The organism is Sphingomonas sp. 37zxx (genome assembly GCF_000786205.1).
Classification (GTDB): domain Bacteria; phylum Pseudomonadota; class Alphaproteobacteria; order Sphingomonadales; family Sphingomonadaceae; genus Sphingomonas.
The window spans coordinates 93,710-116,414 of record NZ_JROH01000011.1 but is presented as its reverse complement, the minus strand read 5'-3'; the positions used below and the strand labels follow the sequence as shown (position 1 = coordinate 116,414).

The 22,705-nt window shown below is 65.4% G+C and carries 18 protein-coding genes and 1 tRNA gene; 9 read left to right on the top strand and 10 right to left on the bottom strand.

The genetic code is table 11. The features are described 5' to 3' along the window. Positions 1 to 7: 7 nt before the first annotated feature. The 4 genes from QU44_RS07460 to QU44_RS07445 are packed head-to-tail and all read right to left on the bottom strand — an operon-like array spanning position 8 to position 4,764. Entirely contained in the window at positions 8 to 1,393 is a 1,386-nt protein-coding gene (locus tag QU44_RS07460) for a sensor histidine kinase (RefSeq protein WP_331377441.1), read from the bottom strand. Then, complete coding sequence (locus tag QU44_RS07455; RefSeq protein WP_033921268.1) at positions 1,390 to 2,460, bottom strand: hypothetical protein; 1,071 nt, start codon at positions 2,458 to 2,460, stop codon at positions 1,390 to 1,392. Before QU44_RS07455 ends, QU44_RS07460 begins: the two co-directional genes overlap by 4 nt. A 36-nt stretch (positions 2,461 to 2,496) precedes the next feature. Further along, on the bottom strand, positions 2,497 to 3,672 hold the full coding sequence (locus tag QU44_RS07450; RefSeq protein WP_033921267.1) for a hypothetical protein: 1,176 nt from the start codon (positions 3,670 to 3,672) through the stop codon (positions 2,497 to 2,499). Then, a complete protein-coding gene (locus QU44_RS07445) occupies positions 3,673 to 4,764 on the bottom strand; it encodes an anhydro-N-acetylmuramic acid kinase (protein WP_033921304.1) in 1,092 nt (363 codons plus the stop codon). A 171-nt stretch (positions 4,765 to 4,935) separates the two neighbouring features. Here QU44_RS07445 and QU44_RS07440 point away from each other — a divergent pair, with 171 nt between their 5' ends. From QU44_RS07440 to QU44_RS07430, 3 genes are all read left to right on the top strand, one after another. After that, on the top strand, positions 4,936 to 5,775 hold the full coding sequence (locus tag QU44_RS07440) for a MipA/OmpV family protein (protein WP_081987905.1): 840 nt from the start codon (positions 4,936 to 4,938) through the stop codon (positions 5,773 to 5,775). A 102-nt stretch (positions 5,776 to 5,877) separates the two neighbouring features. Further along, complete coding sequence (gene tyrS / locus QU44_RS07435) at positions 5,878 to 7,116, top strand: tyrosine--tRNA ligase (protein ID WP_033921266.1); 1,239 nt, start codon at positions 5,878 to 5,880, stop codon at positions 7,114 to 7,116. Between the two features lie 101 nt (positions 7,117 to 7,217). Beyond that, a complete protein-coding gene (locus QU44_RS07430; protein ID WP_231621651.1) occupies positions 7,218 to 7,529 on the top strand; it encodes a PilZ domain-containing protein in 312 nt (103 codons plus the stop codon). Between the two features lie 3 nt (positions 7,530 to 7,532). Here the strand turns inward: QU44_RS07430 and QU44_RS07425 are convergent, their stop codons facing one another. Together QU44_RS07425 and recG are read right to left on the bottom strand one after the other, a co-directional pair. After that, the gene (locus QU44_RS07425) at positions 7,533 to 7,973 is read right to left on the bottom strand and encodes a DMT family transporter (RefSeq protein ID WP_033921264.1); all 441 of its coding nucleotides are present in this window, start codon (positions 7,971 to 7,973) and stop codon (positions 7,533 to 7,535) included. Between the two features lie 63 nt (positions 7,974 to 8,036). Beyond that, a complete protein-coding gene (gene recG / locus QU44_RS07420) occupies positions 8,037 to 10,097 on the bottom strand; it encodes an ATP-dependent DNA helicase RecG (RefSeq protein ID WP_033921263.1) in 2,061 nt (686 codons plus the stop codon). Between the two features lie 70 nt (positions 10,098 to 10,167). On the opposite strand from recG, the gene QU44_RS07415 reads away from it, so the two are divergent. After that, positions 10,168 to 10,434, top strand: a complete 267-nt coding sequence (locus QU44_RS07415; protein ID WP_033921262.1) for an FAD assembly factor SdhE — start codon at positions 10,168 to 10,170, stop codon at positions 10,432 to 10,434. Between the two features lie 121 nt (positions 10,435 to 10,555). Beyond that, on the top strand, positions 10,556 to 14,032 hold the full coding sequence (gene mfd / locus QU44_RS07410; protein ID WP_033921261.1) for a transcription-repair coupling factor: 3,477 nt from the start codon (positions 10,556 to 10,558) through the stop codon (positions 14,030 to 14,032). A gap of 115 nt (positions 14,033 to 14,147) precedes the next feature. Here mfd and QU44_RS07405 read toward each other — a convergent pair whose 3' ends face one another. Genes QU44_RS07405 through QU44_RS07395 form a run of 3 tightly spaced genes read right to left on the bottom strand, consistent with a single transcriptional unit; the run spans position 14,148 to position 16,923 of the window. Beyond that, positions 14,148 to 14,546, bottom strand: coding sequence for a hypothetical protein (locus tag QU44_RS07405; RefSeq protein ID WP_052134420.1), 399 nt, complete (start codon positions 14,544 to 14,546; stop codon positions 14,148 to 14,150). Beyond that, positions 14,546 to 14,971 (bottom strand): YybH family protein, encoded by a 426-nt coding sequence (locus QU44_RS07400; RefSeq protein ID WP_131602964.1) that lies wholly within the window; start codon positions 14,969 to 14,971, stop codon positions 14,546 to 14,548. The genes QU44_RS07405 and QU44_RS07400 overlap by 1 nt, the downstream gene beginning before the upstream one ends. Then, complete coding sequence (locus tag QU44_RS07395) at positions 14,968 to 16,923, bottom strand: putative bifunctional diguanylate cyclase/phosphodiesterase (protein WP_231621650.1); 1,956 nt, start codon at positions 16,921 to 16,923, stop codon at positions 14,968 to 14,970. The genes QU44_RS07400 and QU44_RS07395 overlap by 4 nt, the downstream gene beginning before the upstream one ends. 144 nt (positions 16,924 to 17,067) lie before the next feature. Here QU44_RS07395 and moaA point away from each other — a divergent pair, with 144 nt between their 5' ends. From moaA to QU44_RS07375, 4 genes are all read left to right on the top strand, one after another. Then, complete coding sequence (gene moaA, locus QU44_RS07390; RefSeq protein ID WP_033921259.1) at positions 17,068 to 18,066, top strand: GTP 3',8-cyclase MoaA; 999 nt, start codon at positions 17,068 to 17,070, stop codon at positions 18,064 to 18,066. After that, positions 18,063 to 18,839, top strand: a complete 777-nt coding sequence (locus tag QU44_RS07385; RefSeq protein ID WP_033921258.1) for an NAD kinase — start codon at positions 18,063 to 18,065, stop codon at positions 18,837 to 18,839. The genes moaA and QU44_RS07385 overlap by 4 nt, the downstream gene beginning before the upstream one ends. A 122-nt stretch (positions 18,840 to 18,961) precedes the next feature. Beyond that, a tRNA-Asn gene (locus QU44_RS07380) sits at positions 18,962 to 19,036 on the top strand. Between the two features lie 155 nt (positions 19,037 to 19,191). Beyond that, positions 19,192 to 19,791: a CC0125/CC1285 family lipoprotein gene (locus tag QU44_RS07375; RefSeq protein ID WP_033921257.1), complete on the top strand. Its 600-nt coding sequence runs from the start codon at positions 19,192 to 19,194 to the stop codon at positions 19,789 to 19,791. A gap of 112 nt (positions 19,792 to 19,903) precedes the next feature. On the opposite strand, the gene secA is transcribed toward QU44_RS07375, so the two are convergent. Continuing rightward, a complete protein-coding gene (secA, locus tag QU44_RS07370) occupies positions 19,904 to 22,648 on the bottom strand; it encodes a preprotein translocase subunit SecA (protein ID WP_033921256.1) in 2,745 nt (914 codons plus the stop codon). Positions 22,649 to 22,705: the final 57 nt, after the last annotated feature.

Here is a 22,705-nt window from a genome sequence, read left to right as displayed (position 1 = left end):
AGAAGGGCTAACCCTTACCCTCGGTAAGCAACGTCAGGGTGAAGCGTGCGCCCTGCCCCGGTGCACTTTCCAGCGTCACATCACCGCCCATCGCTCGCGCCAGGCGCCGGGCGATGTACAGGCCCAATCCGGTGCCGCCGAGTTCATTGGCATCGACCCGGCCGAATTTCTCAAAGATTTTCTGCTGGTCGGCGATCGCAATGCCCTTGCCCCGATCGGCAACCGTCACCCGCGCCTTGCCTTCTGCGCGCTCCAGCCCGATCGAAACCACCGCGCCGGGCGGCGAATAGCGGACGGCATTGCCGACCAGATTGACCAGAATCTGCAACGCCCGCCGAAACTCGCCGCGCGCTGCCAGTGTCTCGCTGAAATCAGGCCGATCGATCCGCACATCGGCATTCGACGCCCGCACCGCCAGCAACCCGCCCGCACGCCGCGCAACATCGGCGAGGTCGATCGCCTCCGCCTCAACCCGAAAATCGGGCCGTTCGATCGCCTGCAGGTCGACCAGATCGTCGACAAGGCCCATCAGATGCCGCGCGGCGCTGGCAATATCTTGGGCATATTCGACATATTCGGACTTCACCGGCCCCTCGGTCTGGGCACCGATGCTGTCGGCATGCGCGACGATACGCTCCAGCGGCACGCGCAGCGCTCGCTCCAGCCGATCGCTGAACGCTTCGGGAAAGGCCGATGCGATGTCCTCGGCAACCGGCGGTGGCCCCATCATCGGGGCCATGAAGCGCCCCGCGCCGATAAACCCGGCAAAGCGCCCTGCCGGATCGCGCCGCGCGCTGGCCGACAGCCGCACTCGCCGCCCGCTCGCGGCAACCGTCGCCAATTGGTCGGCAAAGCCCGCGCCATTGGCAGCGGCGGCCAAAATCGAAACAATGCCGTCGCCATCATCATCAAGGATCAGGAAGCGGGTGATCGGCTTGCCCAACAGTGCCCCGGTGTCGAAAGCCCCCCCCGCCGCAATATCGCCCGACAGCGCGGTCAGGCACATCGCCGCATCGCTTTCCCATCGGAAATCGGCGTCGGCATCATCGAAGGCTGCAATCGCCACCGCTCCAGTCAAGGGCGGCTGCGGCTCGCGCATCCGCCAGCCGCTGATCTGCAGCGCCGTTGCATCGGCTTCCGGGCTGGCGCGCACCCACAAGTCCAGATCGTCGTCGCCATCGGCAACGATCGCGGCACGCGCGATCACGATGCCCAGTCGCCGCGCCAGCCGCGCGACGGTGGCAACCGCCGGCAACGCCAGCACCGCGCCGATCGCGCCGCCCGCCTGTTCGTTCAATTGGGCGATTCGCGGGTCGGCGGTAACCAACCGGTCATGCAGATCGAGCCGCGCCAACGCCACCGATGGATGGTTCGCGTCGAAAGCGTTGATCACGCCATCACCGCCATTGCATCGCGATAGGCGCGCGGCAGCTTCAGCGGTGCCAGCGCAGCCAGCGCCGCATCGGATGGAAGCGCCGCCAGCGGATCGAGCAGGTCGACAAACGCCTCAATATCGCGGCGCGGATCAGCCTCGCTCAGCATATAGCCGATATGCGCGATGCCCGCTCGCCCCAGTCCCAGTCCACGCAGCGCAAGCCACAGCCGAACATCGTCCGGTCGCACCACGATCGTGCGAACATCCTCGAACGTCACGCGCAATCCGTGCGCGATCAGCGCGATGAACAATGCCACGCGGCGGTCACCCAGCGCCTGCTCGATCAGTGCCGGCAATTGAGTGGCCGGTGCGTCGAGCGCGACCGCCAGCCGAACGGCGGCGGCTTCCAGACGGGCACCCTCGTCATACGTCGCAAGGCTGCGCAGGCTGGCATCGGCCAGCGCCCGGTCCAGCGCCGCACCGCCCACGCCTTGTGCCAGTTGTGCCATCGCCGCCGCCGTCGTCCAGGTAGTTCGGACATGCAGTTCCGCCGACAGGTCGGTCGCATAGGGCGGTTGATCGACCGGGGTGCGCCGCCGGCTTTCCGCCGCCAGCAGGGCATTGGCATGCTGCGCCACCGTGCGGTCGGCATAATCGACATATCGCGCTGCATCGCCAGCCTCACCGCCGGGCAATCGCTCGGCAAGCAGGTCCATCGCCACGCGGTCGAGCAATTCACGCGCCACATCGGCATCGGAGAGCAACTGCCGCTGCACCCGCGCGAAAAGGTGATCGACCGCAATCGCGGTGATGGCGGCGGCGGCTTCATGCTGGCCCCGATCGTTCAGCAATCGGATGGCCTGACCATGCAGATCGCCGCCGATCGTGCCGATCGTCGCGCGCAGCAGCGTTTGCAGCGCCACTCGGCTGCGATCATCCAACCGTGCCGTGTCGGGCGTCAGGAAATCTCGGATCGCCGCCATCTCGATCGATCGCACATACGGCTCCGCCGCCGCCGCTTGCGCGAGCAGGGCATCTACGCCGTCGGGTTCCCCCTCGCGCATGTCGAATTGGTCGGTCGGCATCCTCGCCGATGTAGCGGCCATGTCGTTAAGACCAGCCTAAGCCTTTTGCCGCAACACTTCGACCGCAGCCGCCAGCGTTGCAAAGGCATAAAGCACGGCCACCACCAGTCCGATCGTCGCAAATCCTGCAAGAACAAACGGCACCAGCAGCAACAGATAGGCCGAAGGGCTTCCCCACCATAATGGCCCGCGCACCATTGTCCGCTCGGCGATGGCAACCGCCACGAACAACCCCAGTGCCAAGGTGAGCGCAGTTGCATTGCCCTCTGCCCAACTGGTCGCAAGGCCGGTCAGCAAGGCACCGGTGCCCGCCGCCGCCGCAATCGCGATTTCCTGCAATCGCGCGCGCGAATCATCGCCCCGCAACCAGCTCAACAGCGACCCGGTCGACAGCAACGCGATTGCGACGACGATCGCAACCAATCCAGCGGTGACATAGCCATAGAGGATCGCCGCGATCCCGCCGGTGACGATCAGCGCGGCTGCGGCGATCACTGCCCAGCCCGGCACGCCCCGCGTCACCATCTGCGGCAATGCCAGCCGCGAAATCGGCGTGAAGACGAATCGATCGGGCCAGTCGACCCGGCTATTGGCCAGCGCCGCCAGCACCGCGTTGCTGCGGCTCGCAAGCTGCGCTGGATGGCGCACCACGCCATGCCCGGCGCGCTTGGCGGACCCCGGCAGCATCAATTGCGCCGCACCGCCCTGCACGCTCACCCGCAACAGCGCCGACTGGAAATCATAGTCGCGCGGCATCGCAGCGATCTCGGCCAGTCGCGCGCTGGTGAGCGAGGCAAGCCCAGCCCAGACATGCTCGGCATCGACCCGCTCCACCGCCGCCGGTGTTGCCGAATCGGTGGTGACCATCAGCGTATCGGGCTGCGCCCCGGCGATCGCCCTCACCGCCGGCTCGGTCGTGACCAGCGAATCGGCGATCACGATGATGCTCGCCAGCGGATGCGCGCGCGCCGCCGCCTCCTCCGCCGATCGCACGATGTCGACGGCGACGCCGCGCCGGGTGATCCGGTTGACCGCGCCCAGCAGCGCCGGCGTGACCCGCGCCACCGCCACCATCATGTGCGATGCTCCCGCCGCGATCAGCAGCCGCGCCTGATATTCGAGCAACGTCATGCCCCCGAACGGCAACGTCGCCGCCAGCGCCTCGCCGCGATCCTCGGCAGGCTCGGTGGCGAAGATCAGGCCGGCGATCATTCAGCCTACCGCCCGGTGCAGCGTGCCGCCGGTCAACGGCGCGCAAACCCCGGTGGTGCCCGGAAAGCTGATCGGCATGCCCTTCAGCGATCGCACCGCCATATAGGCGAAACCCTCGGCCTCCAGTGCATCGCCGTTCCAGCCGATCGTGTCCGCCGCCTCGGGCACCAGCCCGGTCCGCTGCGCGATCATCGCCAGCATCGTCGGATTGCGCCGCCCGCCCCCTGCCACCAGCAGCCGCGTCGGGCGCGCCGGCAGATGCCGCAGCGCATCGGCCACCGTCTGCGCGGTGAACGCGGTGAAGGTCGCGGCACCATCCTCGATCGACAGTCCGCGTGCCGGCTGAATCGTGAAATCATTGCGGTCGAGCGACTTGGGTGGCGGCGCGTCGAAATAGGGATGATCGAGCATGCTGGTCAGCACGATCTCATCCACCCGCCCCGCCGCCGCCAGCGCGCCATCGGCATCGAAGCGCAAACCCCGCTGGGCCTCGACCCATGAATCGATCAAGCCATTGGCAGGCCCGGTGTCGAACGCGATCAGCGTATCGCCCTCACCGATAAAGGTGATGTTGCCCACCCCGCCCAAATTCAGCACCGCGATCGGCAGCGGCAGATCGCGGGCAAGCGCGCGGTGATAGACCGGCAGCAACGGCGCGCCCTGCCCCCCGGCGGCGACATCGTTGCGGCGAAGATCATTCACCACGTCGATGCCGGTCAGCGCAGCAAGCGCCGCACCATCGCCCAATTGCCAGGTCCAGCCCCGATCGGGGCGATGCGCGATCGTCTGGCCATGAAAGCCGATAACCCCCACGGCGCCGCGCGCTACCCCGGCCTTTGCCAGCAGCGCCGCGACCGCCGCCGCATGGCGCTGGGTCAGCAATCGCTCCGCGGCTGCGATCGCGGGATGGTCGCCCGGCACCTGCATCGCCAGCGCCGCTTCGGTGGCGGTCGTCAGCATCGCCCGATCGCTGTCCAGATAGTCGCTGCCGACAAACGCGATCGGCCGCGCAACCCGCTCGCCATCGGTTTCGATCAACGCCGCGTCGATCCCGTCGAGCGACGTTCCCGACATCAGCCCGATCGCCAGCATATGCGTTGAAGGTTCATTCATCCTTCATCCCCTATCGCGGGCAGCCGCGAGAAGTCGAGAGATGTTCGCTGATGCCGAGCGAGCAGCGCATTGCACACGCCGGGCTTCAGGTTCGTTCATCCTCTGGACATGTCGTGGAACTATCGGTCAAACTGTCTAAGGAGACAGAAAATGCGCATCGTTGCACTGGCGTTATTATCGTTTGCGGCCACATCGGCACACGCCCAGGTGGCCCCGCCCGCTCCCCCGCCAAGTGCGCGACCCCCGGTCCCCGCCAATGATTGGACCCTCTCGATCGGCATGGCCCCGGTGCTCAGCCCGGCTTGGCAGGGATCGAACGAAATGGCGCTGTCGATCTTTCCCGACATCCGGCTGAATTATCGCGACATTCTGTTTGCCTCGGCGATCGACGGTTTCGGCTGGAACGCGATCAATGAAAATGGCTGGCGCGCCGGCCCCCTCGCCCGTGTGCGGTTCGGTCGCAATGAAGATAATGGCGGATCGCCTTTCCTGATCACCGGCGGCAGCGACGCGCTGGTCGGCATGGGCAATGTGCAAACCGCGGGCGAAGTAGGCGGCTTCGTCGAAAAATCCTTCGGGCCGAAGCGCGAATGGCGGGTGCGCGGTGAACTTCGCCAGGGCTTTGGTGGCCATGAAGGCGTCGTCTTCGATGCCTCGGCGAGTTATCGCACGCGAATCGGGCGGGCCATCGCCAATATCGGCCCGCGCGCGACGATCACCAGCCAGGATTTCATGCAGACCTATTTCGGGATCGACGCCGGGCAATCCGCGCGGACCGGCTATGCACGTTATGAAGCGTCGGGCGGGCTGCTGTCCTATGGCGTCGGCGGATCGCTCATCCGCCCGCTTACCCGGCGAACGGCCCTCACCATGTTCACCAACCTCGAACGGCTGGGCGATGAAGCGGCGGATTCGCCCCTGGTTCGCGAGCGTGGCCAGCGGACCCAGTTCACGCTCGGCCTGGGATATGGATACCGTTTCGGGCTGTGATCGATTTGCCGGTCAGGCATTGATGGCGGGGTAGCCGGCGAGCGCATGTAAGCCGCACCCCAGCTTCCCCCCGCCCCAAATCATGCTATCGCGCAAGCCATCATGACCCAATTCGCTTCCGACCTGCTCCGCACCCTGGCCGATCGCGGCTATATCCATCAGCAGACCGACGCAGCCGCGCTCGATGCGCTGGCCTGTCGCCAGGTGGTGCCCGGCTATATCGGCTTCGATCCCACCGCGCCGTCGCTGCATGTCGGCAGCCTGGTGCAGATCATGATGCTTCGCCGGATGCAGCAGGCGGGGCACAAGCCCATCGTGCTGATGGGCGGCGGCACCGGCAAGATCGGTGACCCCAGCTTCAAGGACGAAGCGCGCCGGTTGCTCACGCCCGACACGCTCGCCAGCAACGTCGCGTCGATCAAGACGGTGTTCGAACGCTTCCTTACCTTTGGCGACGGGCCGACCGACGCGCTGATGCTCGACAATGCCGACTGGCTCGACGCGCTCGAATATATCCCGTTCCTGCGCGACATCGGCCAGCATTTTTCGGTCAACCGGATGCTCAGCTTCGATTCGGTCAAGCTGCGGCTCGATCGCGAACAATCGCTCAGCTTCCTCGAATTCAACTACATGATCCTCCAGGCCTATGACTTTCTCGAGCTGTCGCGCCGCGCCGGTTGCCGATTGCAGATGGGCGGATCGGACCAGTGGGGCAACATCGTCAACGGCGTCGAGCTAGCGCGCCGCGTCGATTCGACCGAGGTGTACGGGCTGACCACGCCGTTGATCACCACCGCCGATGGCGGCAAAATGGGCAAGACGATGGCGGGGGCGGTGTGGCTCAACCCCGAACAGCTCTCTGCCTATGACTATTGGCAATTCTGGCGGAACACCGACGATCGCGACGTCGGCCGCTTCCTGCGGTTGTTCACCGACATGCCGCTCGACGAAATCGCCCGCCTCGAATCGCTCGGCGGGGCCGAGATCAACGAGGCCAAGAAGCTGCTCGCCAATGCCGCAACCGCCTTGTGCCGCGGCACCGACGCCGCCGCCGAAGCCGCCGAAACCGCACGGCGCACCTTTGAAGAGGGCAGCGCCGGCGACGCGCTTCCCACCCACGCGGTTGGCGAACCGACGATCGGCATCGTCGATGCGATGGTCGCGCTAGGCCTGGCAGCGTCAAAGGGCGAAGCGCGGCGGCTAATCAAGGGCGGCGGCGCGCGGGTCGATGGCGTGAAGGTCGAGGATGACGCGCTGGTGGTGCCCGTTGCCGACTCGCCGGTTCGCGTGTCGGCGGGCAAGAAGCATCACGGCCTGCTCGTCAGGACTAATTTATCGTAAACGGTCGTTAAGTCCCTTTATTGTAAGCAAGTTCACCCCAGGCACGATAGCTTTGGGCATCCCGCAAAATGTTGCGGGATGCGTGACAATGAGGTGGCTTGGTGACCGGCACGGATTCATTTGCCAGCCAGCGCGAGGTCGAACGCGACCTGGTGGATTACCGCGCCCGCGCCTTCGGTCCCGATGCGCGGCAATTATCGCTGCAGATCGTCAATATCTCGCCGCACGGGCTAATGGCGCGGTTGGAAGCAGGCTATGTGCCCGGCGAACGCATCCGGGTTACCCTGCCCGTCACCGGGGTAGTCGTCGCTGAAATACGCTGGGTGCTGGGCGGTCGGATCGGCTGCAGCTTCGACGCCGCGATCGACCGGGCGTCCTATTACGAGCTGCTGGCAACCATGCTGAAGCGCTGAGCATCAGCCACGCCGCACCAGCACGACTCCGACCAGCACGAGCACTACTCCCGCGACCCGCGCCAGGCTGACCGGCGCGCGTTCGAGGCCGAACAATCCGAACTGGTCGAGCACCAACGCGGCGACCAATTGGCTGGCGATCATGATCGTCAGCATCGACGCGAGGCCCAGACGCGGCGCGGCGAAGGCTGCGGCGGCGACGAAATAAGCGCCGTACAGCCCGCCGAGCAGCATCCACGGCTTGGCGCTCCTGACGTTCGCCAACGGCGTCCGATCGGCTGCCAGCCATATGGCGAGCAGGATCGCGGTGCCGATCGCGAACGATACCAGCGCAGCCACGAGTACCGACCCGATACTGCGCCCCAGCGCGGCATTGGTCGGCGGCTGGACGGCCAGACCGATGCCGCCAAGCAATGCGGCCAGGATTGGAATGAGATTGCCCATGCACCCTGCCCTATCTTTCGACGCAACTGGAAGAAACCGTTCGTTTCGAGCGAAGGGACAACGCTACCCCGAGCGCAGCAATCCCACGGCGGCATCGCGCTCGAACAGATACAGCGCCACCCGCGCCGCCTTGCCCCGCTCGCCGCGCAAGCCGCCGTCGCGATCGACCAGCAACCGCGCATCGCTATTCGCAGGCGGCAGCAGCTCGCCCAACATTTCAGGTGCCGCCAGCCGGAAGGTCATCTCGCCCGATTGGCGCGTGCCGAGCAATTCGCCGCTGCCGCGCAGCCGCAGATCCTCTTCAGCGATTCGGAACCCGTCATTGCTCTCGCGCATCAGCGCCAGCCGCGCGCGCGAGGTCTCACTGAGCGTTCCGCCACGCAGCAACAGGCACACCGATTTGCCGCCGCCCCGCCCAACCCGCCCGCGCAACTGGTGGAGCTGCGCCAGTCCGAAACGGTCGGCATGTTCGATCACGATCAACGTCGCATTGGGCACATCGACGCCAACCTCGATCACCGTCGTCGCCACCAGCACCCCGGCACGCGCCTCCGAAAACCGCGCCATCTCGGCGTCCTTTTCCAGCGGCTTCATCCGGCCATGCACCAGCGCCACCGCCGCATCGCCAAAGCGCCGCCGGAGCGTTTCGGCGCGCATCTCCGCCGCCGCCATGTCCGACGTCTCGCTTTCCTCGACCAGCGGACACACCCAATAGGCTTGCCCCCCGCCCTCCAGATGCCGGCCCAGCGCCTCGACCACTTCGGCGAGCCGCTCCTCGGACAGCACCCGCGTTTCGATCGGCTGACGGCCGGGGGGCATTTCGTCGAGCCGACTGACGTCCATCTCGCCATATTGCGCCAGCGTCAGCGTGCGCGGGATCGGCGTGGCGGTCATCACCAGCAGATGCGGCGGCACCGCAGCCTTGGCCTGCAACAGCATCCGCTGCGCGACGCCAAAGCGATGCTGCTCGTCGACCACCACCAGCCCCAGCGCCTTGTAGGTCACCGTATCCTGAAAAATCGCATGGGTGCCGATCAGGATGTCGATCGACCCGTCGGCCAGCCCCATCAGCGTCGACTCGCGCACCCGCCCCTTGTCCCGCCCGGTCAGGATCGCGACGGTGGCAATCCCCCCCAGCGTCCGCGACAGCGTCTCGAAATGCTGGCGCGCAAGAATTTCGGTAGGAGCCAGCAGCGCCCCCTGCGCCCCGCCCTCGACCGCGATCAACAGCGCCATCGTCGCCACCAGCGTCTTGCCCGATCCGACATCACCCTGCAGCAGCCGCAGCATCGGGCGGTTCTGCGCCATGTCGCCCTCGATCTCGGCGATGCTGCGCGATTGCGCGCCGGTGGGCGAATAGGGCAGGTCAAGCCGGTCACGCAGCCGCCCGTCGCCCACCAGCGCCCGCCCCCGCTTCGACCGCGCCTCGCCGCGCACCAGCAACAGCGCCAATTGATTGGCGAACACCTCGTCATAGGCCAGCCGCGCGCGCGCCTTTTCATCCGCCGGATCGGCATGAATCCGCACCAATGCCTCGCGCCAGCCGGGCCAGCCATGCTTGGCCTTCAGGCTAGGCTCGATCCATTCGGGCAAGTCGGGCGCGCGCTCGATCGCCTGCGCGGCAAAGGCGGCGAGCCGCTTGGAATTGACCCCCTCGGCCTGCGGATAGATTGCCTCGCGCCCGCCGACGGTGCTCGCTTCCTCTGGCGGCACGACGATGTCGGGATGCACGATCTGCAATTCCTGCCCGTACAGCTCAAGCTTGCCCGACACGAAGCGCGGCTCGCCCAGCGGCAGCAATTTCTTCACCCAACCCGAATTGCCGCCGAAATAGACCAGGCTGACATAATTGCCCTTGGCGTCGACCGCATGCGCGCGCGTCGGCCCGCGCCCGGCGCTCGACTTATATTCGACGGCAGTTAGCTGGATCGCGATCACCCGCCCGGCATCGGCCATGTCCAGCTCGTCGCGAGGGCAGCGATCAATCCAGCCGCTGGGCAGATGAAACGCCACGTCGACCACGCGCGACAGCTTCAGCCGCTCGAGCGGCTTGGCCATCGCCGGCCCCACCCCCTTCAGGACGGTTACCTCGGCGAACAATGGATTGAGTAGATCGGGTCGCATGCCTATCTGCCCCCATACACCAGCCGGCGGCAGCTTCCAGCGCCACCGGTCTATCCGTGTTGGAGAGATGATGGACCGCGATACGAAAATAAAGCGCCTGCGATTCCGCGCCTGGCATCGCGGCACCAAAGAGGCAGACCTGTTGATCGGCGGCTTCTTCGACCAGCATCATGCCGGGTGGACCGATGCCGAGATCGAGCAGTTCGAAGTGCTGATCGAGGAACAGGATGTCGACATCATGGCCTGGGCGATGGGGACGCAAGCCGTGCCCGAGCAATATCGCGGCACACTGATGCAGGCGATGGAAACGCTCAACTACGTGCCGATCGCGCGCTGACCTAGCCTCCCTCTCCCCTCCGGGGAGAGGATCGGGGAGAGGGGCCGGGTAACCGCCCTCTCCGCTCTGCCCCTCTCCCAACCCTCTCCCCGGAGGGGAGAGGGCTTTCAAAAAGAACCCCATGCCCGACATTTCCACCGTTCTCGGCGCGCGCCAGCCGCTTACCCTGTCGGGCGTCGCCGCCGGCTTCGTTCCCGTCCTGCTCGCCGATCTGGCGCGTGCGGCCCCCGGCGGCGCGGTGCTGATCGCGTCGGACGATGCCGAGATGCGCGCGATCGCGGGCACCGTGCCGTTCTTCGCGCCCGAAATCGAAGTGCTGCAATTCCCGGCCTGGGATTGCCTGCCCTATGACCGCGCCAGCCCGTCGCTTCGCACCATGTCCGAACGATTGGGGGCGCTGCACGCGATCCAGACGCGGCCCACCCGCCCCCGGCTGTTCCTCACCACCGTCAACGCCGCGACTCAGCGCACGCTCACCCCGTTCCGAATCCGCCAGCTCGTCGCCCGGCTTGCCCCCGGCGAGCGCATTTCGCTCGGCAAACTGGCCGAATTGCTGTCGGCCAATGGCTATCTGCGTACCGACACGGTGCATGATTCGGGCGAGTTCGCGGTGCGCGGCGGGCTGGTCGATTTGTGGCCATCGGGCAGCGATTCGGCGCTGCGCCTCGATTTCTTCGGCGACGAAATCGAAAGCGTGCGCACCTTCGACCCCACCGATCAGCGCACCACCGGTCGCATCGACGGCTTCACCCTGCTCCCCGCCTCCGAAGCATTGCTCGACGAAGCCAGCATCAAGCGCTTCCGCGGCCGCTACCGCGAACGCTTCGGGGCCACCGCGACCGGCGATCCGCTATACCAGGCGGTGAGCGAAGGCCGGCGGCTGGCGGGCATGGAACATTGGCTGCCGTTGTTCGAGGAACGGCTCGAAACGCTGTTCGACCATCTGCCCGACGATGCCGTCGTCGTTCGCGATGCCAACGCCCCCGCCGCCGCCGGTTCGCGATTCGAGGGGATCGCCGATTATCAGGCGAACCGGGTTCGCGCGCAGAGCACCGATGTCGGCAGCTATCGCCCGCTCGGCACCGACCAGCTCTATCTGCTCGCCGACGAATGGGCCGGGCTGCTCAAGGAAGCGCGCGCGCATCTGATCAGCCATTTCCACGAACCCGCCAGCGCCACCGTGCTCGATTTCGAAGTCGACGGCCCGCGCGATTTCGCCCCCGAACGCACCGCGCAGGCAAATGTCTACGAAGCCGTGGTCGCGCACGTCGCCAAGCTCCGCAAGGAGGGCCGCAAGCCGATCCTCGCCAGCTATTCGATCGGCGCGCGCGAACGGCTGGGCGGCTTGCTCGCCGATCATGGCCTCAAGGGCGCGGCCCATGCCGATAGCTGGCAGGAAGCGCTTGGCCTCGCCGCAAAGGACGCGGGCAAGGTCGCGCTCATCGTCCTGCCGCTCGATCACGGTTTCACCGCCCCCGGCATCGCGGTGCTCACCGAACAGGACATGCTCGGCGACCGGCTGATCCGCCGAACCAAGCGCAAGAAATCGACCGACGCCTTCCTCGCCGAATTGTCGTCACTGTCGCCGGGCGACCTCGTCGTCCATGTCGATCACGGCATCGGCCGCTACAAGGGGCTGACCTCGATCCCCGTCGGGCAAAGCCCGCATGATTGCGTCGCGCTCGAATATGCCGGCGGCGACAAATTATACGTGCCGGTCGAAAATCTCGACGTCCTGTCGCGCTACGGATCGGGCGAGGAAGCCGCCACGCTCGATCGGCTGGGCGGCGAGGCATGGCAGCGCCGCAAGTCGAAGATGAAGGAGCGAATCCGCGAAATCGCGGGCGAACTCATCATCGTCGCCGCCAAGCGCGCCACCCGCCCCGGCCAGATCGCCGAACCCGATTCGAGCGGCTATCCCTCGTTCCTCGATCGCTTTCCGTATGAGGAAACCGAAGATCAGGACCGCGCGATCGAGGATGTGCTGGGCGATCTTTCGGCGGGCAAGCCGATGGACCGGCTGGTCGTCGGCGATGTCGGTTTCGGCAAGACCGAAGTCGCCTTGCGCGCCGCCTTTGTCGCCGCAATGGCGGGGATGCAGGTCGCGATCGTGTGCCCCACGACGTTGCTCGCGCGCCAGCATTACACCAATTTCAGCCAGCGTTTCGAAGGCTTCCCGATCCGCATCGGTCGCCTCTCGCGCCTCGTCCCCGCGAACGAGGCCAAGGGGGTGAAGGAAGGGCTTGCCGACGGCCAGGTCGACATCGTCATCGGCACCCATGCGCTGCTGTCGAAGGGGATTGATTTCAAGCGGCTCGGCCTGGTCGTCGTCGACGAGGAACAGCGATTCGGCGTCACTCACAAGGAGCGGCTGAAGGCGCTGAAGGCCGATGTCCACGTCCTGACGCTCACCGCCACCCCCATCCCGCGCACGCTGCAAATGGCGATGTCGGGCCTGCGCGACCTGTCGGTGATCCAGACCCCGCCGGTCGATCGCCTGGCGGTTCGCACCTATGTCATGCCCTGGGATCCGGTGGTGGTGCGCGAGGCGCTGCTGCGCGAGCATTATCGCGGCGGCCAGGCCTATTTCGTGACGCCCAAGATTTCGGACCTGCCCGAGATCGAGGAGTATCTACGCCGCGAAGTCCCCGAAATCCGCTACGTCGTCGCGCACGGCCAGATGGCCCCGACCGAGGTCGAGGAGCGGATGTCGGCCTTCTACGACAAGAAGTTCGAGGTGCTGGTGTCGACCACGATCGTCGAAAGCGGGCTCGATATTCCCAGCGCCAACACGATGATCATCAACCGCGCCGACAAGTTCGGCCTTGCCCAGCTATACCAGCTTCGTGGCCGCGTCGGGCGCGGCAAGACCCGCGCTTATGCCTATATGACCACCCCCGCCGAACGGCTGATGACGGTGGCGGCGGACAAAAGGCTCAAGGTGCTGTCCGACCTCGAATCATTGGGTGCAGGCTTCCAGCTTGCCAGCCACGATCTCGATATTCGCGGCGCTGGCAATCTGCTTGGCGACGAGCAGACCGGCCATATTCGCGAGGTCGGCTATGAACTCTACCAGTCGATGCTCGAAGAGGCGATCATGGACGCCAAGGCGGGCCGCACCCGCGACGATGGCGAATTGCAGCCCGGCGAATTCAGCCCGCAGATCACCGTCGACGCGCCGATCCTGATCCCCGAAACCTTCGTTCCCGATCTCGACCTGCGGATGGGGCTGTATCGTCGCCTCAACGATGTCGACGATCGTCCGGGGATCGAGGCATTCGCCGCCGAGATGATCGACCGCTTCGGCAAGCTGCCCGAACCGACCGAGAATCTGCTGGTGCTGATGGAAGCCAAGCTGAACGCCAAGCGCGCGTGCATCGCCAAGCTCGACGTCGGCCCGCGCGGGGCTTTGGTGGCGTTCCATGCCGACAAATTCCCCAATGTCGACGGGCTGCTGGCCTATGTCGCGCGGCTCGAAGGATCGGCAAAGCTGCGCCCCGACATGAAGCTGGCCATCACCCGCCCATTCGCGAACCCCAAGGCACGACTGAACGCCGCGCTGCAAATCACACGGGGGCTGGCAAAGGCGGCAGGGTAGTTCCCGTCCCCGTCCGCATTGAACTTGTCGAAATGCCGTTCTTCTTCTGCCAACGCCAGAAGAACAGTGCTTCGACAAGCTCAGTGCGAACGACGGTGTAGGGTACCGAACGCCGTCACACCACCGGCACAGCTTCCTCGATCTCCTCTGCGACTTCCTCGCCAGCGAACTTCTCGCGGCTCATCGAAAAGCTCCCCGCATAGAAGCGCATCTTCCATCGACCGACGATCCGGGTAGCGTCGTCGTTGACGGTGCCCTGGTAGTCGACCGCATGGCTAAGACCGCCCGACCCGTCATATTGCTTGCGAAAGCGTACCGTCAGACCCTGCCGCGTGCCATCGACGCTAGCACGAACGATCCCGCTGCCCAGCCAGATGTCGCGTTCGGTGATCGAACCGCTCAGCGATCCTCCCTGCTCCTCCAATAACGCAATGAAGCTGTTCGGATCGACGCTCCAATGGTTCGACGCATAGTCGCCATACCAGACGCCGCTCAGATCACTCGGATCGTTCATCAGCTGCTATGGTCCGCCACGATCCGCCAGCCGCCATCCTCACGCCGGAACACCAGTGTCGTCATGCCCGTCTGCCCCTCGCCCAGCCGCCACCGCGCGGTGAGCAGCGCATGGTCGTCGCCCAGCAACCGGAAATCCTCGAACACGAACGACAGCGCCGGAATCGCCTCGCGCTTCGCCGCCGGTCCGAAAATCGCCGGATACCCCGCGATATAGCGGGCGCGGATCGCCGCCTTGCCGCGCACCAGACCCTTGGCCCCGGTAAAGCTGGTCGCGGGATCATCCGAATAGACCGCCAGGAACCGATCGAGGTCGCCCGCATTCCATCCCGCCGCCGAATCGCGCATGGCGGCTTCGATCGCCACCCTCGGCTCGGCGATCGGTGTTGCGGCCACCAGTACAGGCACTGCCCATAATCCGATCATCGCTGCCCCTCTACCAACGCCACCAGCGCCGCGACTTCGATCGGCGGCGCGCACAGAAAGCCCTGGAAATACTGGCATCCTTCCTTGGCCAGCAAATCGAGCTGCACCTCGGTCTCCACCCCTTCAGCGATCACCGACAGCCCCAGCGATCGCGCCATGTCGATCACCCCGCGCACCACGATCCGGTCGCGCGGGGTGCCTTCGATATCCTGGCTCAACTGCTTGTCGATCTTGAGGTAATCGAGCGGCAGCGCCTTTAGATAGGCAAGGCTCGAATAGCCGGTCCCGAAATCGTCGATCGCCACCCGGCACCCTGCGCGGCGCAGTTCGGCCAGCAATCGCGCGGCTTCACCCAGTTCCTCGATCAGGCCGCTTTCGGTAATCTCGATCGTCAGCCGCGAGCGCGGAAAACCGCTGGCGTCGATCCGCCCAAGCAAAATATCGGCGAAGTCTGGCCGGGCGATGTCGCCCGCCGTAATGTTGATCGCCAGCCGCAATCGTCCAAGCACCGCCGGCCATGCCGCCGCACGCCGCAACGCCAGTTTTTGCACATGCTCCGACAGCGCCAGCGCAAGACCCGCCCGATCGGCTGCCGCAAACAGCAATTCGGCACCCAATTCCCCCAGCACCGGATGCCGCCACCGCGCCAATGCCTCGACACCGACGATCTGGTTCGTGGCGATCGCCACCTGGGGCTGAAACAGCGTCTCGATCTGCCCTGCATCCATCGCCTGGCGCAGTTCGGCAGCCAGCCGTTCGATCTGGTCGCGCCCGCCCTCTGCCTTTGGCGCTTCCAGCGCATCGCCGACGCGGCGCAGCAACGCGGTCGCGTCATCGCCCTCCTGGCTCGCCGCCGTCGCGATCCGCGCGCCAATCGGCACCATCTCGCCGGCGACGACGAACGCCCGCCCCAGTGCCGCACCCACTGCCTCAGTCGCGCGCGCCAGTGCATCGGCATCCTCGCGCGTGGCGATGGCGAAATCGGCACCGCCCAATCTGGCAACCATCGCCCGCCGCCCCAGCACCGCCGATGCCGCTTCCTCGATCCGTTTCGCGGCAGCTCGCAACAGCCGATCGCCAGCCGCCCGGCCATAGGCGACGTTGACCACATCAAACCGCGCCAGCGTCACCACCGCCACTTGCAATGCAGTGCCAGCGCGCAACGCATGATCGATCCACTGCCGCGCGCCCTGTTCATCGCGCACGGCGGGCATGGTCTCGCGCAATACCGCGCCGACATCGGGCGGGCTCCCCAGCGGCTCGACCAGGGACTGCAGCCGCCCGGTGCGCGGATCGCGTTGCAGATGCTGCACCACGCGCCCCAGCGGGGCCAGATCATGCGCGAAGGCAGTCACCGTGCCGCCCTCCAGCCGCATCAGCGCCCGCGCAAGCGCCTTGCGCTCTTCGCGCGCAATCTCACGCAGCAACGCACGCACAGTCTGTGTCGTCGCCATCTCCAGCACCGATGCCAGCGCCGGCGTAAGCTGCACCGTCCGCCGCAGCGGGTCATAGCGCCACCCCAGCATGTCGGCGGGTCGATTATCGACCCGCTCGTCACCGGCAATGCCGCGCCGGGCGAACCGCAGCATGTGCAGAAACTCCGCCTCGGCGATCGGGCTTACCAGGAAATGCGTGGCCCCCGCCGAATAGAAATCGCCCAGCGCCGTGACATCCCCGCGCGAGACGCAGGCGACGATCGCCCCCGGTCGCGACGCCCCGGCCCCCGCCAGCGTCGCCACCGCCGCCACGCCTTGCGCCAGCGATCCGCGCGCGTCGACTACCGCCAGTTCCGCTCCGCTCGCGCGAAACCGTCGTTCGACCGCCTCGTCGCGCCGTGCGGCAACGACGCGCCAGCCGCCGCGCGCGGCCAGCGCGGCCAGTTCGTCGCGTTGCCGGAACGAAAGGATGAACAGGGGAAGATGGTGCGGAAGAGATGCGTCGATTTGTGTCACGTGCGCCTGGGTTCCGCCGGCGCAATGTCGCGCCAAGTCCTTGGTCTAGCGCGCTCTGCGGCATGCGCCAATCCATCAACGTGCCATCAATCGCTTGAGCCACCGCACCTTGTGCCATTGCTGGCCAGGCCTTAGCTGTTGGGCATGTCGATGCCCCCCGCCCTGATCGATCGCCACGGGCGGACTATCCGCTATCTGCGCGTTTCGGTCACCGATCGCTGCGACCTTCGCTGCCGCTATTGCATGGCAGAAAAGATGCAGTTCTTGCCAAAGTCGGCGCTGCTTACCCTCGACGAGATGGCATTGATCGCCGAACGCTTCATCCAGCGCGGCGTGACCAAGGTCCGTCTTACCGGCGGTGAACCGCTGGTGCGGCGCGATGCGCTCGATCTCGTTCGGCGACTGGGTCGCCATGTCGGCAGCGGGCTCGACGAGCTGACCATGACCACCAACGGCACCCGGTTGGTCGAGCATGCCCCGGCCCTTGCCGATGCGGGCATCCGGCGGATGAACGTCAGCCTCGACAGCATCGACCCCGATCGCTTTCGCCATATCACCCGCCACGGCGATCTCGCCCAGGTACTGGCCGGCATCCGCGCTGCTACCGCCGCAGGTATCGCGGTGAAGATCAACGCCGTCGCGCTAAAAGGTCTGAACGAGGACGAACTCCCCGCGATCTTGGCCTGGGCAGTGGCCGAAGGGCATGACCTGACCTTGATAGAAACGATGCCCCTGGGCGCAATCGACGAAGACCGCGCCGACCGCTTCGTACCGCTGACCCGCGTATTCGATACGCTGGCCCAGCGTTTCGCCCTGGTCCGCAATTCGCACGATAGCGGCGGCCCGGCGCGCTATTGGCAGGTCGATGGATCGGCCACCCGGCTCGGCCTCATCTCGCCGCTCACCGGCAATTTCTGCCAGGGCTGCAACCGCGTCCGGCTGACGACCGAGGGGATGCTCTATACCTGTCTCGGCCATGATGATTCGGTCGATCTCAAGGCGGCGATCCGCGCCGGGGGGCTGGCCGCAGTCGATTCGGCGCTCGACGAAGCCATCGCCGCCAAGCCCGAGGCACATGCGTTCGACGTTACGGCAGGGGCGGCCCCGGCGGTGTCGCGCCATATGAACGTCACCGGCGGATGAGCGACGGCGTGCCGCGCGCCCTGGTCGCATCGCCCACCCATGCAGCGCAGGTGGCCGAGCGCGAGTTGCGAGATCGCTATGACTGGGTCGCCCCCGATGAAGCCGATACGATCGTCGCGCTGGGCGGCGACGGCTTCATGCTCCAGACGCTCCACGCGATGCTCGAACGCCGGCGAATCGTCCCGGCATTCGGCATGAACCTAGGCACGGTCGGCTTTCTGATGAACGACTGGCGGCTGGGCGGCCTGGATGAGCGGCTGGCGCGCGCCAAGCCGTTCCGTGTCTCACCGCTATCGATGACGGCAACGACGATCGATGGCCAGACCCACCAGATTCCCGCCATCAACGAAGTGTCGCTGCTGCGCGAGACTCGCCAGACAGCCAAGCTGGCGGTCACCGTAAACGACCGCGCGGTACTGCCCGAATTGGTCTGCGACGGCATATTGGTGGCCACGCCCGCAGGCTCGACTGCGTATAACCTGTCGGCCAACGGCCCGATCCTGCCGCTTGGCTCGGCGCTGCTCGCGCTCACCCCGATCAGCGCGTTTCGGCCCCGCCGCTGGCGGGGAGCCATCCTGCCCGAAAAGGCGCGAATCACGATCACCGTGCTCGAACCCGAAAAGCGCCCCGTCAGCGCGGTCGCCGATCAGCGCGAGGTTCGCGACGTCGCACAGGTCGAAATCGCGATCGATCGCATGCGCGGCCTGACGCTGATGTTCGATCCCGAGCACGCGCTCGACGACCGGATTACGATGGAACAGTTCATCGCTTGAGCCGCCGGCCGATCTTTCGTCGAAACCCCGCTTGCCAACCCTGAAAAACCACTGCTATAGGCCCCGCTCCCGCAGCGGCCTAGCCGCTTCGACGCGGGCGGCCCTGCCGCCCTCGACGGTGTTCCCCGGTAGCTCAGCGGTAGAGCGTTCGACTGTTAATCGAATGGTCGCCTGTTCGAATCAGGCCCGGGGAGCCACCGCCGCTCGTGCGATTTTCCGCGCAAGCTGGATTTATTCAGCTACCGTCAATCCTATGCGTGACACAGTTCATCGCTATATAGTGTGGAGCGCCAAGCGTTGCTGCGCGTGGGTTTGAATAAGCGTCTCGTCGGCGCGTCCGTGGAGAGTATGAATGACTGATCGCCGTTTTCGTCCCGCATTGCTCGCAATCGCCAGCACATTGGCGCTGGCCGCCTGCGCCACGCCAACGCCTTTCACCCCCGCGACCGGACAGGGCTATAGTCGCGCCGGCTATGCCGACGAACAGATCGAGGCCAATCGCTTCCGGGTCTCGTTCTCGGGCAACAGCGTCACGTCACGCGAGACGGTGGAGCGGTATCTGCTGTTCCGCGCGGCGCAGGTGACGCTCGAGCGCGGATTTGATCATTTCATGCTGATCGATCGCGACACCGAACGGCGCTCGCGCACCCAGATCATGGATAACGGCTTCGGTCCCGGCGGGTTCGGCGGGTTCGGCGGGTTCGGCGGATGGGGGCCGAGCTGGCGCTTCTTCCAGCCCGGCTTTGGCTGGGGCGGTTGGGGTGGCTGGGGCGGCGGCTTTGGCGGCGGCATGACCGACATTCGCCAGATCGATCGCTATGAGGCGATGGCGGAAATCATCACCGGTCGCGGCCCCAAGCCCGCCGACAATGTCCGCGCCTTCGATGCGCGCCAGGTGATCGAGAATGTCGGTCCCAACGTCATGATGCCCGAACCCGGTCGTCGTCGCTGATCCTGCTTTTTCAATTATAAAAGGGTCGCGCATCCCCCGATGCGCGGCCCTTTTTTTGTCCTTGGCTCCCCGCCCATCCCCCGACTGCGAGGCGATGGGCAGGCGTCGTGGATCAAGCCACCAGTGCGCCGTGGCAATGCTTGTACTTGCGCCCCGAACCGCACGGGCATGGCGCGTTGCGGCTCACCTTGCCCTCCCAGTCGGCGGGATCATCGCCGATCGCCTCGCCGCTTGGCTGCGGGATCTGAAAGGGCGGCATCCGATTCTCCAGCGTCCCAAAGGTCGCCGCATCCCAATCGTCGCTGTCATCCTCGCCGGTCAGCGGATCGAAATGATGCGTCAGGAAATCGGGCAGCTCGGGCAATGCCGGTGGCGGCGTCATCTGGAACTGCGCGCGCGCGAAGGTGCTCGTCACGTCCTCGCGGATCGATGACAGCATTCGCTCGAACATCGCGAACGCTTCCTGCTTATATTCGTTGATCGGCGTCTTTTGCGCGTAGGCGCGCAGATGCACCACCTGCCGCAGCGCATCGAGCATCGCCAGATGCTCCTTCCAGTGGTGATCCAGGTTCTGCAACAGGATCGACTTTTCCACCTGGCTCCAGGTCTCAGGTGCCAGGCCTGCCGATTTATCGTCGATCAGCTTGTCCGCCGCCTCGCGGATTCGCGTTTCAATATCCTCGGGCTCGATGCCGTCCTGTTCGGCGATCCATTGATCGACCGGCACCTCGATGCCCAGCACCGCCTGTGCGCGCTCCTTCAGCCCCTCGACATTCCATTGCTCGTGATAGCTGTTGAGCGGGATCGCCTCAGCCACGATGGTGTTGACCGTTTCGGCGCGCATGTCGATCACGACGTCGCCGACGGTATCGGCGTCCATGATGTCGCTGCGCTGTTCATAGATCACCTTGCGCTGGTCGTTCATGACGTTGTCATATTCGACCACCTGCTTGCGAATGTCGTAGTTGCGCGCCTCGACCTTCTTCTGCGCCGTCTCGATCGCCTTGCTCAGCCACTTGCTGCCGATCGCCTCGCCATCGCCGATGTTCGATCGCATCATCTTGGCAAACATCGTGTCGGGACCAAAAATCCGCAGCAGATCGTCGTCGAGGCTCAGGTAGAAACGGCTGAGACCCGGATCGCCCTGACGCCCTGACCGCCCGCGAAGCTGGTTGTCGATCCGGCGGCTTTCGTGACGCTCGGTGCCAAGCACGAACAGGCCGCCGGCGGCGAGCACCGCCTGTTTCTCGACCTCGATCTCGTCGCGAATCTTGGCGATCGCCGCGTCGCGCTCGGGGCCTTCGGGCATTTCGGCCAGTTCTTCCTCGACGCGGAATTCCAGATTGCCGCCCAATTTGATGTCGGTGCCACGCCCCGCCATATTGGTCGCGATCGTCACCGCGCCGGCACGACCGGCCTGCGCGACGATATGAGCCTCCATCTCATGATAGCGCGCGTTCAGCACCTTGTGCGGCACGCCTTCGTTGGTGAGATATTCGGACAACAGCTCGGACTTTTCGATCGACACCGTGCCCACCAACACCGGCTGACCCTTTTCGGCATGGACCCCGATGGCCTTGGCGATGGCCATGAACTTGTCCTGCATCGTCTTGTAGAATTCGTCCTCCTCATCGACCCGCCGGATTTCGACGTTCGTTGGGATGGTGACGACGTTCATCTTGTAGATATCGTGGAATTCCGCCGCTTCGGTCGCCGCGGTGCCGGTCATGCCGCTTAGCTTTGGATACATGCGGAAGTAATTCTGGAAGGTGATCGACGCCAGCGTCTGGTTCTCAGGCTCGATCTGGACGCCCTCCTTGGCCTCGACCGCCTGATGCAAGCCATCGGACCAGCGGCGACCATCCATCATCCGCCCGGTAAACTCGTCGATGATGATGACCTTGTCGTCCTTGACGATATAATCGGTATCGACCTTGAACATCATGTTCGCGCGCAGCGACTGGTTCACATGGTGGACGACCTGCGTATTCTCGAAATCATACAGGTTCGCGCCCTGCAACAGCCCGGCGTTTTCCAGCAGTCGCTCGATCCGCTCGGTGCCGTCCTCGGTCAGGATGATCGACTTTTGCTTTTCGTCCTTTTCGTAATCGTCGGACGTCAATTGCTTCACGATCAGATCGACGCTGCGATACAGGTCTGACTTGTCATCGGTCGGCCCGCTGATGATCAGCGGCGTGCGCGCTTCGTCGATCAGGATCGAATCGACCTCGTCGACGATCGCATGGGCAAAGGGCCGCTGCACCATCGACGCGCGATCATATTTCATATTGTCGCGCAGATAGTCGAAGCCGAACTCGTTGTTCGTGCCGTAAGTGATGTCCGAATGATAAGCCGCGCGCCGCTCATGATCGGCGAGATTGGGCACGATCACCCCGGTCGTCATGCCCAGGTAGCGATAAAGCTGCCCCATCCACTCGGCGTCGCGCCGCGCCAGATAGTCGTTGACGGTGATGACATGGACGCCCTTGCCCGCCAGCGCGTTGAGATAGGTGGCCAGCGTCGCCACCAGCGTCTTGCCCTCGCCCGTCCGCATCTCGGCGATCTCTCCGCGATGCAAAACGATGCCGCCGATCATCTGAACGTCAAAGTGGCGCATGCCCAGAATGCGGACCGATCCCTCGCGCACCGTCGCAAACGCTTCGGGCAGAATGTCGTCGAGCGTCTCGCCGGCTGCCAGCCGCTCGCGAAAGCGCGCGGTCTGTTGCGCAAGATCGTCGTCGCTCATCGCCTGGAGCGAAGGCTCGAGCGCGTTGATCTTCTGCACGATCGCGCCGAGCGACTTGACGTAACGATCGTTGGAGGAACCGAAAAAGGTTTTGGCGAGGCCACCGAACATGGGAATTTCCTGCTATTTTGACCGCAATACCCAGCCGCGAATGCGCGTGCCGGGAGC

What these genes read in the sequence shown, in the direction of transcription:
- QU44_RS07455 (WP_033921268.1), bottom strand. Translation starts at nt 2,460, where the DNA reads ATGCCGACCGACCAATTCGACATGCGCGAGGGGGAACCCGACGGCGTA.
- QU44_RS07450 (WP_033921267.1), bottom strand. Translation starts at nt 3,672, where the DNA reads ATGATCGCCGGCCTGATCTTCGCCACCGAGCCTGCCGAGGATCGCGGC.
- QU44_RS07445 (WP_033921304.1), bottom strand. Translation starts at nt 4,764, where the DNA reads ATGCTGGCGATCGGGCTGATGTCGGGAACGTCGCTCGACGGGATCGAC.
- QU44_RS07440 (WP_081987905.1), top strand. Translation starts at nt 4,936, where the DNA reads ATGCGCATCGTTGCACTGGCGTTATTATCGTTTGCGGCCACATCGGCA.
- tyrS (WP_033921266.1), top strand. Translation starts at nt 5,878, where the DNA reads ATGACCCAATTCGCTTCCGACCTGCTCCGCACCCTGGCCGATCGCGGC.
- QU44_RS07425 (WP_033921264.1), bottom strand. Translation starts at nt 7,973, where the DNA reads ATGGGCAATCTCATTCCAATCCTGGCCGCATTGCTTGGCGGCATCGGT.
- recG (WP_033921263.1), bottom strand. Translation starts at nt 10,097, where the DNA reads ATGCGACCCGATCTACTCAATCCATTGTTCGCCGAGGTAACCGTCCTG.
- QU44_RS07415 (WP_033921262.1), top strand. Translation starts at nt 10,168, where the DNA reads ATGGACCGCGATACGAAAATAAAGCGCCTGCGATTCCGCGCCTGGCAT.
- mfd (WP_033921261.1), top strand. Translation starts at nt 10,556, where the DNA reads ATGCCCGACATTTCCACCGTTCTCGGCGCGCGCCAGCCGCTTACCCTG.
- QU44_RS07405 (WP_052134420.1), bottom strand. Translation starts at nt 14,546, where the DNA reads ATGAACGATCCGAGTGATCTGAGCGGCGTCTGGTATGGCGACTATGCG.
- QU44_RS07400 (WP_131602964.1), bottom strand. Translation starts at nt 14,971, where the DNA reads ATGATCGGATTATGGGCAGTGCCTGTACTGGTGGCCGCAACACCGATC.
- moaA (WP_033921259.1), top strand. Translation starts at nt 17,068, where the DNA reads ATGTCGATGCCCCCCGCCCTGATCGATCGCCACGGGCGGACTATCCGC.
- QU44_RS07385 (WP_033921258.1), top strand. Translation starts at nt 18,063, where the DNA reads ATGAGCGACGGCGTGCCGCGCGCCCTGGTCGCATCGCCCACCCATGCA.
- QU44_RS07375 (WP_033921257.1), top strand. Translation starts at nt 19,192, where the DNA reads ATGACTGATCGCCGTTTTCGTCCCGCATTGCTCGCAATCGCCAGCACA.
- secA (WP_033921256.1), bottom strand. Translation starts at nt 22,648, where the DNA reads ATGTTCGGTGGCCTCGCCAAAACCTTTTTCGGTTCCTCCAACGATCGT.